Here is an 11,731-nt window from a genome sequence, read left to right on the forward strand (position 1 = left end):
CGGTACCGGCCCGCACATTCGCGTCAGCGAATCGAACTGCCGTGAAGGCCGATGCCGGCCAGATTGCGCGCGCGCTGGACAAGCCCGATCCGGCGACGCGCCTCTTTCTCCTCTACGGCCCCGACGAATCGGGATCGCGCGCGCTGGCGGCGCGGATCGACAAGGCGCTCGGCAGCGACGCGGAGCGCATCGACCTGTCTCCGGGCCAGCTCAAGGGTGATCCGGCGCTGCTCGCCGACGAGGCCGCATCGATCTCGCTGTTCGGCGGCGCGCGCCACATCCGCGTCGATCCGGCTGGCGACGACATTATCGAAGCGGTCGAGGCGCTGATGGAGTCGACCTCCGCCGGCAATCCGGTGGTGCTGGTCGCGGGCAATTTGCGCAAGGACGCCAAGCTGGTGAAGCTCGCCCTCGCCTCGCCCGCCGCGCTCGCCTTCGCGTCCTATCTGCCGGAAGGCCAGGCCGCCGACCGCGTTGCGGTCGATATTGCGCGCGACCACGGCCTGCGGCTCGAACCGCGCGCCGCGCAAGCGCTGGTGTCGGCGACCAATGCCGATCGCGGGCTGATGCTGCGCGAGATCGAGAAGCTCGCGCTGTTTCTCGATGCGTCGCCGGAGGACCCCAAGCCCGCCGATGCGGCGGCTCTGGCACAGATCGGCGCGGCCAACGACGAGAGCGACCTGAGCGCTATCGTCGATGCCGTGATGGGCGGCCGCCCCGAGCGCGCCGCCGCCGAACTTGCGCTGATCGGCGCGACCGAGGCGATCGGCGTCGTCCGCGCGCTGCTCCGCCGTTTGGCGCAGATCGCACCGCTGCGGGCCGAGGTCGCGGCCGGCCAGAGCGTCGACGCGGTGATGGCCGGCGCGGGGCGCGGCATTTTCTGGAAGGATCAGAAGACGATAGCTGGCCTTCTTCAGCGCTGGACCCCTGAACGCATCGCCACCGTGACGACCCGCCTCGCCGCGCTCGAACGCTCGTATAAACGCTCGGGAACCGCCGGCATGGTCCTGATCGGCGAAGAACTTCTGACGATCGCGCGCGCCGCGGCGGTCAAACGCTGATCGCCCCCGCCCATCACTCGGCGAAAGCTGGGATATCTCTTCTCTTTCGTCGCTTAACGCATTGAGATTCCGGCTTTTGCTGGAATGACGTTCGAAGAGATTGTGAACGTGTTGATACGCCGTCTCAGATCGGCTCGCCGCTCAGCCGCTGGCACACCAGATCAAGCTGGTCGAGGGTCGAATAGGCCACCGATATTTCTCCGCCCTTTTCGCCATGGACGATCCGGACCTTGAGGCCGAGGATATCGCCGAGTTGGCGTTCCAGCGCGGCGACGTCGGTATCGGTCGGCCCGGACACCGCGTTCGGGCGCGCCGGCTTCGTCCCGGTCTTGCCGGCCCGCGCCAGCTTCTCGGTCTCGCGCACCGACAGATCGCCATCGACGACCTGCCGCGCCAGCGCCAGCGGATCGGCGGCCGTGATCAGGGCGCGGGCATGCCCCATCGACAGCCGGGCGTCGGCGACCATGTCGCGTACCCCCTTGGGCAGTTCGAGCAACCGCAGCAGATTTGCGATATGGCTGCGCGATTTGCTGACCAGCTTGCCGATCGCGTCCTGGGTGTGGCCAAAGTCACCAATAAGCTTTTGATAAGCCTCGGCTTCCTCAATCGCGTTAAGATCTTGTCTCTGGACGTTCTCAACGATTGCGAGCTCGAGCGTGTCGGCGTCCGACAGTTCGCGCACGATCACAGGAACCTCGTGCAACTGCGCACGCTGGGCCGCTCGCCAGCGGCGCTCGCCGGCAACGATCTGATAGGCGCTGCTATACGGGCTCGGCCTGACGACGATCGGCTGGATCAGCCCGCGCGCGGCGATAGAGGCGGCGAGTTCGTCGAGCGCGGCATCGTCGAAGTGGCGGCGCGGCTGTCCGGGGTTGGGCTCGATATGCCCGACGCTCATCGATCGCACACCCGCCGAGCGCGGGGCGGCGGGATCGATCGGCTGCTCGATGGCGGTCTCGCCCATGAGGGCAGACAGGCCGCGACCCAGACCGCGCCCCAGATTTTTCCTGGAGGGTGTATCCGCGCTCATGCGGCCTGCGCCGTCTTGGTGAGGCGGGCAATGCATTCGCGGGCGAGTGCGATATAGGCTTCGGAGCCGGGGCAGCGATGATCGTAGATCAGAGCGGGCATGCCGTGGCTGGGCGCTTCGGACAGGCGCACATTGCGCGGGATCACCGTTTCGAACACCACATTCCCCAATACCGCGCGGACATCCTCCGCGACCTGTTCGGACAGCCGGTTGCGCCGGTCGTACATTGTCAGCGCCACACCCAGAATCGACAGATTCGGGTTGAAGCGCGCGCGCACCCGCTCGATCGTGGTGAGCAGCTGGCTCAACCCTTCGAGCGCGAAGAATTCGCATTGCAGCGGCACCAGCATCATGTTCGCTGCGACGAGCGCGTTGACCGTGAGCAGGCCCAGCGAAGGCGGGCAATCGATGAGGCAGACATCCCAGCGCGACTCGTCCTGCGCCAGCGCATTATGAAGGCGGTGGGTGCGGCGCTCCACGTCGATCAGCTCGATTTCCGACCCGGACAGATCGACCGTGGCGGGAACGATGTCGAGCCGCGGAACCTTGGTCGGGATAACCGCCTCGGTGAGCGTGCAGTCGTCGCGGAGCAGCTCATAGCTCGACTTGGCGCGCTGCGACTGGTCGATGCCCAGGCCAGTCGAGGCATTGCCCTGGGGATCGAAATCGACCAGCAGGACGCGCCAGCCGGTTGCCGCGAGCGCGGTGGCGAGGTTGATCGCCGTGGTCGTCTTGCCCACCCCACCCTTCTGGTTCGCGATGGCAATGCGGATCATCGGCGTCCCTTCTGCCCCTTGGTCGTCGGCCTGCTGCCCTTCGGCTGCACCTGCGTCGCGGCGATGATCGCCGCCTCGGGATCGGTCAGGCTCGCCACGATCCGGAAATCACCCTGCCATGAAGTCGCGGCGGCTTCCAGTTCGGAAGCTGCGCTCCGCCCTTTCGGAAGCAGCCAGACCGTGGCCGGATGGGAAAAGCGATGCGCCAGCGGAAGCAGCCGGTCGAGTGGCGCGAAGGCGCGAGCGCTGATCACGTCCTGCGGGTCCGCTTCGAGCATTTCGAGCCGCTTGCCGGCGACCGTCACCCGGTCGGCGATGCCAAGCGAGTCGACAAGGTGCTGGAGAAACTCGATCCGTTTGCGCCGAGACTCGACCAGTGTCATGCGCAGCGCCGGCAGCATCAGGGCGACGACAATCCCCGGAAATCCGGCACCCGAGCCAAGGTCGATCCATCGCTCGATATTCGTTGGCGCGAGCGCAACGAGCTGGGCCGAGTCAACGATATGGCGCGCCCAGATATGCTCGGCGGTGGAAGCAGCGATCAAATTTTGGCGAGGCATTTCGTCGAGGATCAGCCCGACCAGCGTCTCGAGCTTCGCCATTGTTTCACGTGGAACATGATCAGCGATCCATGCACGGGCATCGTCCTCGGTCATGCCGCGCTACGCCGGGCGTGGACCAAGATCGCCGCAAGCGCCGCCGGAGTTATCCCTCGGATCCGGCCCGCCGCGCCGAGATCGCCGGGCCGCGCGCCATTAAGCTTCTCGACCATCTCGTTAGACAGCCCACCAATTGCCCGATAGTCGGCGATGCCGGCCAGGCTGATCGCCGCGTCGGCGCGCAATCGGGCGATCTCCAGATCCTGACGGACAAGATAGGGCGCATAGCGGTAGTCCTGGATAACCTCGTTGAGGATATCACTGGGCTCGTCACCGATCACAGGCACAAGCTGCAGAACATGCTCGGCGCGCACCTCGCCATAGCGCAACCACTCGGCCAGCGATCGACGGCCGTGATCGGTAGCGACCGCCGCACCCGTCGCAGCCATCTCGCTCGCGCCGGCTATGCGAGCGTTCAACGCCGTCCCGATCCGCGCACGGGCAGCCTCTCGCGCCTGATGCTTCGTCCGCCGTGCGGGTGAGATCACCCCCTGTTCGTCAGCCCATCCCGTCAGCCGCGTGCCGGCATTGTCTGCACGCAGCCGCAAACGATATTCGGCGCGGGCGGTGAGCATGCGATAGGGTTCGGAAACGCCCTGCAGGGTGAGGTCGTCGATCATCACACCGATATAGCTGGTTGCCCGGTCGAACAGGATTTCCCCCTCGCCCGCCGCAAAGGCCGCGGCGTTCATACCCGCGACCAAGCCCTGTGCCGCAGCCTCTTCATAGCCCGTCGTGCCGTTGATCTGTCCCGCACAGAAGAGACCTGGCAGCGCGCGCAACGCGAGCCCCGAGGTCAGCGCACGTGGATCGATATAATCATATTCGACCGCATAGCCGGGCTGGACGATTTCCACCTGTTCGAGTCCGGGCACCGTGCGGAGCATCGCCAGTTGGACATCTTCGGGGAGCGAGGTCGACACGCCATTGGGATAGATGAGGTGGTCGCCCAGACCTTCGGGCTCGAGGAATATCTGGTGCCCGTCGCGATCACCGAAGCGATGCACCTTATCCTCGATCGAAGGGCAATAGCGCGGGCCGACACCCTCGATTACCCCGGAGAACAGTGGGGACCGATCGAGCCCCGCGCGGATGATATCATGCGTCGCGGCGTTGGTTCGGGTGATCGCGCAGGCAAGCTGCGGCATTGTGCGCCGCTCGCTCATCGCCGAGAAGGTCCAGTCGCCATCATCTGAAGGCTGACGGTCGAGTGGCGCCCAATCGATCGTGCGCCCGTCGAGGCGCGGCGGCGTCCCAGTCTTGAGTCGCGCGATCGGCAGATCGAGCGCGCGGAGCTGCTCGCCTAGTCCCGTTGCCGCCGCCTCGCCCACCCGGCCGCCATCACGGCACTCCAGCCCGAAATGGAGCCTGGCGTTGAGGAAGGTTCCGGTCGCCAGAACGACCGCACGCCCCATCAGCTCGCGGCCATCGCCGAGAGCGAGCCCAACTGTTCCACGTGGAACATCCCGTATCAGCAGGCGCTCGGCTGCTCCCTCGATAATGTCGAGAGTTGGCAATTCGGACAGCATGTCGTTGATTGCGGCCTTGTAAAGCGTGCGATCGGCCTGGACGCGCGGGCCCTGCACTGCCGCGCCCTTACTGCTGTTGAGCATGCGGTAATGGATTGCGGCGCGGTCTGCGGCGCGGGCAATCAGTCCATCGCAAGCATCGACTTCGCGGACGAGATGGCCCTTGCCGAGCCCACCGATCGCCGGGTTGCACGACATCGCGCCAATCATGTCGCGGCGCATGCTGACGAGCGCGACCCGCGCGCCCATCCGAGCAGCCGCAGCGGCTGCCTCACAGCCGGCATGGCCGCCACCGACCACGATCACATCATAGCTGTCTGCCATGATCGCCGCGCTACCGGACCACGCGGTTCGAGTCAAAATTGTTCCACGTGGAACGTGTCATTTGCCGATGCAAAAACCGCCGAACAGACCGTCCAGCATGTCTTCGGTGCCCGCGTGTCCGGTCAGGCGATCAATGGCCACGCGCGCGAGCCGGAGCGACTCGGCAATAAGCACCGGGTCCGCTTCAGACGCGCTCAACGCCAGCGCCTCGGCAAGGCGATCGAGCGCCTCGCGTTGCCGCGCCGACAAGGCCGCCTCCCCTTCGCTCGGCAAAAGATTGGCCGCGCGGTTCAGCAAGAGGGTGATGAGATCGCCCATCCCGTCTCCGGCTACAGCCGACAACAGCTGATCGTAGCGCGCCATGTCAAAGGAACGCCGATCGCTCTGCGCTCCGATCCGGATCGCGCCGTCGGGCGCATCCGCAGGGTCACCAAGCCAGAGTAGAATATCGGCGGCACGGATCGCATGCTCGGCGCGGTCGATACCGATCCGCTCGACGACATCGATACTAGCTTCATGAAGCCCGGCGGTGTCGACGAACAGGAAAGGCACTCCACCGATCGCCGCCGGGGCCTCGATCAGATCGCGCGTCGTCCCCGCGATCGGCGTGACGATCGCCGCGTCACGCCCGACCAGCGCGTTGAGCAGAGTCGACTTGCCGGCGTTGGGCGGGCCGGCGAGAACGACGCGGATGCCATCGCGCAGCCGCTCGGCGGGCGGGCTGTTGCGCCAACGTTCGATTCCGGCGGAGAGCGCCGCCAGTTCGGCGGCGAAGCCAGGGTCGAGCGGCGTGACATCCTCCTCATCGGCGAAGTCGAGTTGCGCCTCCAGCCGCGCCGACAGCGACAGGAGTTCCGCCTGCCATCCCGCGATCGCACGGCTCAGCGCGCCATCGGCGAGCAGCATCGCGTTGCGCCGCTGCGCTTCGGTCTCCGCGGCCAGCAGATCGGCGAGTGCCTCGGCCTCGTTGAGATCGATCCGCCCGGTCTCGAACGCTCGGCGGGTGAACTCACCCGCCTCGGCCGTACGCAGGCCCGGCAAACGCGCCAGAGCGGCCAACACCGCCGATGTCACCGCGCGGCCGCCATGAAGGTGAAGTTCGGCCATGTCCTCGCCGGTCGCGCTGCCCGGGCCGGGCAGCCAGAGCAGCAGCGCCCGGTCGAGCGCCAGGCCGCTGTCGGGATCGGTGAGCGTGCGGAGAGTCGCGCGGCGCGGCGCGGGCCGGGCACGGCCGGTCAGACGATCGAGCGCCGATCCCGCATGGGTGCCGCTGATCCTGACGACCGCCACCCCGGCGGGCGGCGCACCGCTCGACAGGGCAAAGATCGTCGGCCGCTTATTTTCCGCTGCCGCCGGCACGGCTCATCTGATCGAACATCGTGCGCCACAGGTTCATGCCCGCCTCGCCCATCGGCATCCAGTTGCGCATCATCGCTTCCACCGAATCGGGGGTGATCCCGTCCTCGATCATCTTCTTCATCTTATCGGTATAGGCGTCATGGACGCTCGACATATCGGGTAGGCCCATGAACCGCCGCGCCTCCTCCGGCGTGCAATCGACATCGACCGTGACCTTCATGTCCGCCTCCAGAGAGATTGAAACATCCGGTACCATGGCTAGAGTCTCGCCTCGCGTGCGTCCATGACAAAAGCAATTCTCTCTTCGCCCATCGGGGCAATCCTCATCGACGATGACGAGCGATGGCTGCGCTCGATCCATATCCTCGATGGCGTCGAGACGATTCCAGCCGGCTATGGAGAGCCCGCGCCAGCCTCGCTCGCCGCCGAGGTGCGGCGGCAGCTAAATGCCTATTTCGCCGATCGCGACAGTGGTTTCGACCTGCCGCTCGCGCCCGCGTCGAGCGAGCGCGGCACAGCATTGCGCGCGGCGATCGCCGCGATCCCGTCGGGCGACACGCTCAGCTATGGCGCGCTTGCCCGGATCGCAGGATCGGGGCCGCGCGCGATCGGCCAGGCCTGTGCGCGCAACCCATTTCCCGTCATTATTCCCTGCCATCGGGTGGTAGGCAGCGGCGGCGCGATCGGCCATTATTCAGGCGGGCGGGGAGTCGCTACCAAGCGCTGGTTGCTGAACCACGAACGACGAGGAGGACTGCTGTGAAAAGTTTCACTGAAATCAATGTCTTAGGTGGTGGTGAAGAGGAATTCCTTGCCTATACGTCGCAACCCGTTTCCCAGCCCAAAGCGGCGATCATCGTCATTCAGGAGATTTTCGGGGTAAACTCCGGCATCCGCGCCAAGTGCGACGAATGGGCATCGAAGGGCTATCTGGCAATCGCGCCCGATCTGTTCTGGCGGATTCGCCCGGGCATCGAGCTCGATCCCGATGTCCCTGACCAGCTTCAGGAAGCGTTCGGACTGTTCGGCCAGTTCGATCAGGAGGCCGGCATCCGCGACCTCGAGGCGACGATCCGCGAGGCGCGCAAGATGGTGGGCGGAGGAAAGGTCGGCGCGGTGGGCTATTGCCTGGGCGGACGGCTCGCCTACATGACCGCCGCGCGCACCGACATCAACGCCTCAGTCGGCTATTATGGCGTCGGCATCGACGGGCTGCTCGGCGAAAGCCATGCGATCGCCCATCCGCTGATGCTGCATATCCCGACCGCCGATCATTTCGTGCTGCCCGAGGCGCAGCGCAAGATGCACGAAGGGCTCGACAATCATCCCAAGGTGACGCTGCACGACTATCCTGGGCTCGACCATGGCTTCGCGACCCAGATGGGCCAGCGTCGCGACGAGGCGGGGGCGCAGCTCGCCGATGGCCGCACCGAGGCCTTCTTCGCCGGGCACCTCGCATGAGCGAGGACTACCGGCTCGTAGCGCGCCGCTTCGGCGGTCCCGAGGTGATCGAGGCAGAGCCGATCGTCGCGGGGCCGGTTGCGCCGGGACAGGCGCGGGTGCGCCACCGCGCGATTGGGGTCAATTTCATCGACACCTATCATCGCTCCGGCCTATATCCCCAGAAGCTGCCGGCGTTGCTCGGCGTCGAGGGCGCGGGGGTGGTCGAGGCGCTCGGCGACGGCGTGGCCGGCCTGACGGTCGGCCAGCGCGTAGTTTATGCGGTGGCGGCGCCGGGCAGCTATGCGAGCTGGACCGATGTCGCCGCCGACCGGCTGTTGCCGCTGCCCGCCGGCACCGGCGATGAACTCGCCGCCGCCGCCACGCTCAAAGGCCTGACCGCACAGACGCTGATCTTCGGATGCGCCAGGATCGCGGCGGGGCAGACCGCGCTGGTCCACGCCGCCGCCGGGGGCATGGGCCGCCTGCTGGTGCAATGGCTGGCGGCGATCGGCGTCACCGTCATCGCCCATGCCGGATCGGCGGAGAAAGCGGCGATCGCCGCGCAGCTCGGTGCAGCGCATGCGCTGCATTGCCCGCAGGAGGCGCTCGCCACCGCGGTGCGCGATGCGACGGGCGGGCGCGGCGTCGATGTGGTGTTCGATGGCGTGGGCGCGGCGAGCTTCACCGCCTCGCTCGATTCGCTGACCCGGCGCGGGCTGCTGATCAGCTATGGCAACTCATCGGGTCCGGTGCCGCCGTTCAGTCCGCTCGAACTGGCGAGCCGTGGATCGTTGATAGTGACCCGCCCGCGCATGTATGATTTCGTTGTGACCCGCGCCGAGCTCGAGGCCGCCGCCGCTGACCTCTTCACGATGATCGGCAGCGGCAAGCTCGCCATCGAGATCGCCCTGCGTCTGCCGCTACGCGAGGCGGCCGAGGCGCATCGCGCGCTGGAAGGGCGGCGGACGACAGGGTCGATTGTCCTGAGCCCGTGAACTTCCAGCCTATGACGGCGGCGCTGCGCGATTGGACGCGCTCGCTCAAGCGCGATGTCGTCGCTTTATGGATCGCCGCCCGCGACCCCCGCACGCCGCTGAGCGCCAAGCTATTGGCGGGGGCCGTCGCGGCCTACGCGCTCAGCCCGATCGACCTGATTCCCGATGCGATTCCGCTGCTTGGACTGCTCGACGATCTGCTGATCGTCCCCGCCGGCATCTGGCTGGCGCTACGCTGGGTAGCACCCGCGCTAATGGCTGAATATCGCGCAGCCGCGCTCTTGCAGGAGCGCCCGTGCAGCCTCGCCGCCGCAGTGGTCATCGTCATGCTCTGGCTGGTCACGGCCGGCGTTCTCGCCGGCTGGTGGCTTGGCCGCTAGCAAAGAGAGGCCCGATCGGGTGGACCTTTCCTCCCGTGATGATCAGCGCCTTACGCCGCCTGGACCATCAGTACGCGCTTCTCGCGGCGGCGCATCAGCAGTCCGACTAAGCCGAAACCGAGGATCAGCATCGCCCAGGTCGACGGCTCCGGCGCGGTCGAGACGACCGATCCGCCGACGCTCGACAAGTCGCCCTGGAAGGGAACGTTGTGGATCTCGCCATTCGCGCCCTGGGTCACGCTGTTGCCGACCACGGTGCCATCGATATTGCCGGCATAACCACCCGTGACCGCGGCGTTGACGCCGAGGATCGAGCCGCTGAACTGCTTCATGATGTCGACCGTGGTCGCCTGATAGAAGTTGAACAGCACGTTGCTCATATTGGCGTAGGTGTTGAAGTTGCGATTGAAATCGATGTCGGTGCCGGCGACGTTGACGACCAGCGTCGCGCCGGACGGAATCGACACCTGCAGCTGCTGGTTGCTCGTGCCCTCGAACATCGCTTCCGACCAGTTGAGAACCTTGAGGCCCGTACCGGTGACGGTGATCAACTGGTTGTTGCTGTCGCCGCCAACGACGACGTCGCTGGTATTGGAGAGCGCGGCCAGATTAGCGCTGAGACTGGTCAGCGACGCCTTGATGTCGTTCGCCTGGCTGAGCAGCGTGTTGGTGAAGTTCGCGCCCATACCGGCCGTAATCTGGTTCTGGAAATTCGGCTGGTTCTGCGCGGTGCCGCCGACCTGGACCGCGCCGCCACCATTGTTGTTGAACGAGCCGGTCAGATTGCCGCCGACCTGGACGCCCGCGCCGTTGACGTTGCCGTTCATGGCGGCGTTGCCGACTACGGCGATCGCCGCCGTGCCATAGGTGCTGTTGCCGCTGCCGAGGCCGTTCATCGCCATCACGCCGTTGTTGATGGTGAGATTGCCGCCGACCAGCGCGCGGCCGCCAACATGGTTGGAGGTCGTGAAGTTATTGAACGAGACGACGTTCCATTCCTTCAGCGCGGCGATACCGGTGCTGATCGACTGGCCGACGAGCGCAGCCGAAGCCGTTCCCGCATTCGCCACCACCATCAGACCCGCCACCATCAGCGGCATCATACGGACCTTGTGCATCGCAATACCCCACAACCGGTAAATCATCTGGCAGCATCTCTATCGCGGAGGCTACCGTCTGACCGATCCTCTACCGAAACTTCTAAGACAAATCCAATAATAAAAGGTCAAAACCCCGGTAACACACGCCTATGGGACAGGAATGAACTGTAAAAAAATCCGACACTCACTAGGTATAAATGAAATAGGAAGTAATAATAAAATACATACTTCAGTATCGCGAAGTATTAATGGGTAAAACTTCGTATACCCGGATGGAAGGTCTGATAAAAAATCAGACAGGATTCCACCGCCACAAAAGTGGAATCGAGATCCAGAAAATCAAGGAAACAGGCGTTAAGGGGCGAATCAGACGAGAATCGGAATGAGCTGATGCCCGCCTTCCCAGACCATTTTGACCGCCACGTAGAGAATCACCACAAGGCCGACATAGGCGATCCAGCGATAGCGTTCGATATAACGCGCGATCAGATTGGCCGCAATGCCCATCAGCGCCACCGACAGCAACAAACCGATCACCAGGATGCCGGGATGCTCGCGCGCCGCCCCGGCGACCGCGAGCACATTGTCGAGGCTCATCGATACGTCGGCGAGCGCGACCGCCCAGGCCGCGCCAAGAAAGGTCTTGGTCTGGGGGATGCCGTCATGCTCGGCCGGGTCATCGCCCGCCGCCATGCCAGCATGACGAATCTCGCGATACATGCGCCACGCTACCCACAGCAGCAGGAGCCCGCCCGCGAAGACCAGCCCGACGATACCCATCAGGAAGCTGACGAACAGCGCGAAGACAATCCGCAGCACCAGCGCGGCGATGATGCCGATCAGGATGACCTTGCGCCGCTGATCGGCAGGAAGACCGGCGGCAAGCGCGCCGACGACGATCGCATTGTCGCCCGCGAGGACGATGTCGATCATCAGCACCTGGAGAAAGGCCGCCATAGTTGCGGGACTGCCGATGTTCGAGAAGTCGGCGACGATGTGATTCCAGAGGTCGAGCATAGCGTCCTACCTAGCGAAACCAACGTGCTTGTCGAGGATGTTACCGTGGCGCGTGGCG

At 65.3% G+C, this 11,731-nt stretch carries 13 protein-coding genes; 5 read left to right on the top strand and 8 right to left on the bottom strand.

The window, feature by feature from the left end; all coding sequences use genetic code 11:
- Positions 1 to 41 precede the first annotated feature (41 nt).
- The gene (gene holA, locus WP12_RS08060; protein ID WP_046193199.1) at positions 42 to 1,061 is read left to right on the top strand and encodes a DNA polymerase III subunit delta; all 1,020 of its coding nucleotides are present in this window, start codon (positions 42 to 44) and stop codon (positions 1,059 to 1,061) included.
- 124 nt (positions 1,062 to 1,185) lie between these two features.
- Here the strand turns inward: holA and WP12_RS08065 are convergent, their stop codons facing one another.
- From WP12_RS08065 to WP12_RS08090, 6 genes are read right to left on the bottom strand one after another with little or no spacing between them, the layout of a single operon-like run.
- Complete coding sequence (locus tag WP12_RS08065; protein WP_046193200.1) at positions 1,186 to 2,091, bottom strand: ParB/RepB/Spo0J family partition protein; 906 nt, start codon at positions 2,089 to 2,091, stop codon at positions 1,186 to 1,188.
- Entirely contained in the window at positions 2,088 to 2,867 is a 780-nt protein-coding gene (locus WP12_RS08070) for a ParA family protein (RefSeq protein WP_046193201.1), read from the bottom strand. The genes WP12_RS08065 and WP12_RS08070 overlap by 4 nt, the downstream gene beginning before the upstream one ends.
- Positions 2,864 to 3,523 (bottom strand): 16S rRNA (guanine(527)-N(7))-methyltransferase RsmG, encoded by a 660-nt coding sequence (gene rsmG / locus WP12_RS08075; protein ID WP_046193202.1) that lies wholly within the window; start codon positions 3,521 to 3,523, stop codon positions 2,864 to 2,866. Before rsmG ends, WP12_RS08070 begins: the two co-directional genes overlap by 4 nt.
- Positions 3,520 to 5,379 carry a tRNA uridine-5-carboxymethylaminomethyl(34) synthesis enzyme MnmG gene (mnmG, locus tag WP12_RS08080; RefSeq protein WP_046193203.1) on the bottom strand — a complete coding sequence of 620 codons (1,860 nt, stop codon included), beginning with the start codon at positions 5,377 to 5,379 and terminating at the stop codon, positions 3,520 to 3,522. Before mnmG ends, rsmG begins: the two co-directional genes overlap by 4 nt.
- 57 nt (positions 5,380 to 5,436) lie before the next feature.
- Positions 5,437 to 6,738: a tRNA uridine-5-carboxymethylaminomethyl(34) synthesis GTPase MnmE gene (gene mnmE / locus WP12_RS08085; protein ID WP_046193204.1), complete on the bottom strand. Its 1,302-nt coding sequence runs from the start codon at positions 6,736 to 6,738 to the stop codon at positions 5,437 to 5,439.
- On the bottom strand, positions 6,716 to 6,958 hold the full coding sequence (locus WP12_RS08090) for a DUF6489 family protein (protein ID WP_046193205.1): 243 nt from the start codon (positions 6,956 to 6,958) through the stop codon (positions 6,716 to 6,718). The genes mnmE and WP12_RS08090 overlap by 23 nt, the downstream gene beginning before the upstream one ends.
- Before the next feature lie 63 nt (positions 6,959 to 7,021).
- Between WP12_RS08090 and WP12_RS08095 the strand changes: the two genes are divergently transcribed.
- The 4 genes from WP12_RS08095 to WP12_RS08110 are packed head-to-tail and all read left to right on the top strand — an operon-like array spanning position 7,022 to position 9,556.
- Entirely contained in the window at positions 7,022 to 7,501 is a 480-nt protein-coding gene (locus tag WP12_RS08095; RefSeq protein ID WP_046193206.1) for a methylated-DNA--[protein]-cysteine S-methyltransferase, read from the top strand.
- Positions 7,498 to 8,199, top strand: coding sequence for a dienelactone hydrolase family protein (locus WP12_RS08100; RefSeq protein WP_046193207.1), 702 nt, complete (start codon positions 7,498 to 7,500; stop codon positions 8,197 to 8,199). Before WP12_RS08095 ends, WP12_RS08100 begins: the two co-directional genes overlap by 4 nt.
- The gene (locus tag WP12_RS08105; protein WP_046193208.1) at positions 8,196 to 9,176 is read left to right on the top strand and encodes a quinone oxidoreductase family protein; all 981 of its coding nucleotides are present in this window, start codon (positions 8,196 to 8,198) and stop codon (positions 9,174 to 9,176) included. The genes WP12_RS08100 and WP12_RS08105 overlap by 4 nt, the downstream gene beginning before the upstream one ends.
- A complete protein-coding gene (locus WP12_RS08110; RefSeq protein WP_443027858.1) occupies positions 9,173 to 9,556 on the top strand; it encodes a YkvA family protein in 384 nt (127 codons plus the stop codon). The genes WP12_RS08105 and WP12_RS08110 overlap by 4 nt, the downstream gene beginning before the upstream one ends.
- Before the next feature lie 50 nt (positions 9,557 to 9,606).
- Here the strand turns inward: WP12_RS08110 and WP12_RS08115 are convergent, their stop codons facing one another.
- Both WP12_RS08115 and WP12_RS08120 read right to left on the bottom strand, forming a co-directional pair.
- On the bottom strand, positions 9,607 to 10,674 hold the full coding sequence (locus WP12_RS08115) for a choice-of-anchor A family protein (RefSeq protein ID WP_046193210.1): 1,068 nt from the start codon (positions 10,672 to 10,674) through the stop codon (positions 9,607 to 9,609).
- Positions 10,675 to 11,022: 348 nt separating this feature from the next.
- Positions 11,023 to 11,673, bottom strand: a complete 651-nt coding sequence (locus WP12_RS08120; RefSeq protein WP_046193211.1) for a TerC family protein — start codon at positions 11,671 to 11,673, stop codon at positions 11,023 to 11,025.
- Positions 11,674 to 11,731 lie beyond the last annotated feature (58 nt).

This window comes from Sphingomonas sp. SRS2 (genome assembly GCF_000971055.1).
Classification (GTDB): domain Bacteria; phylum Pseudomonadota; class Alphaproteobacteria; order Sphingomonadales; family Sphingomonadaceae; genus Rhizorhabdus.

What these genes read in the sequence shown, in the direction of transcription:
- WP12_RS08065 (WP_046193200.1), bottom strand. Translation starts at nt 2,091, where the DNA reads ATGAGCGCGGATACACCCTCCAGGAAAAATCTGGGGCGCGGTCTGGGT.
- WP12_RS08070 (WP_046193201.1), bottom strand. Translation starts at nt 2,867, where the DNA reads ATGATCCGCATTGCCATCGCGAACCAGAAGGGTGGGGTGGGCAAGACG.
- rsmG (WP_046193202.1), bottom strand. Translation starts at nt 3,523, where the DNA reads ATGACCGAGGACGATGCCCGTGCATGGATCGCTGATCATGTTCCACGT.
- mnmG (WP_046193203.1), bottom strand. Translation starts at nt 5,379, where the DNA reads ATGGCAGACAGCTATGATGTGATCGTGGTCGGTGGCGGCCATGCCGGC.
- WP12_RS08090 (WP_046193205.1), bottom strand. Translation starts at nt 6,958, where the DNA reads ATGAAGGTCACGGTCGATGTCGATTGCACGCCGGAGGAGGCGCGGCGG.
- WP12_RS08095 (WP_046193206.1), top strand. Translation starts at nt 7,022, where the DNA reads ATGACAAAAGCAATTCTCTCTTCGCCCATCGGGGCAATCCTCATCGAC.
- WP12_RS08105 (WP_046193208.1), top strand. Translation starts at nt 8,196, where the DNA reads ATGAGCGAGGACTACCGGCTCGTAGCGCGCCGCTTCGGCGGTCCCGAG.
- WP12_RS08115 (WP_046193210.1), bottom strand. Translation starts at nt 10,674, where the DNA reads ATGCACAAGGTCCGTATGATGCCGCTGATGGTGGCGGGTCTGATGGTG.
- WP12_RS08120 (WP_046193211.1), bottom strand. Translation starts at nt 11,673, where the DNA reads ATGCTCGACCTCTGGAATCACATCGTCGCCGACTTCTCGAACATCGGC.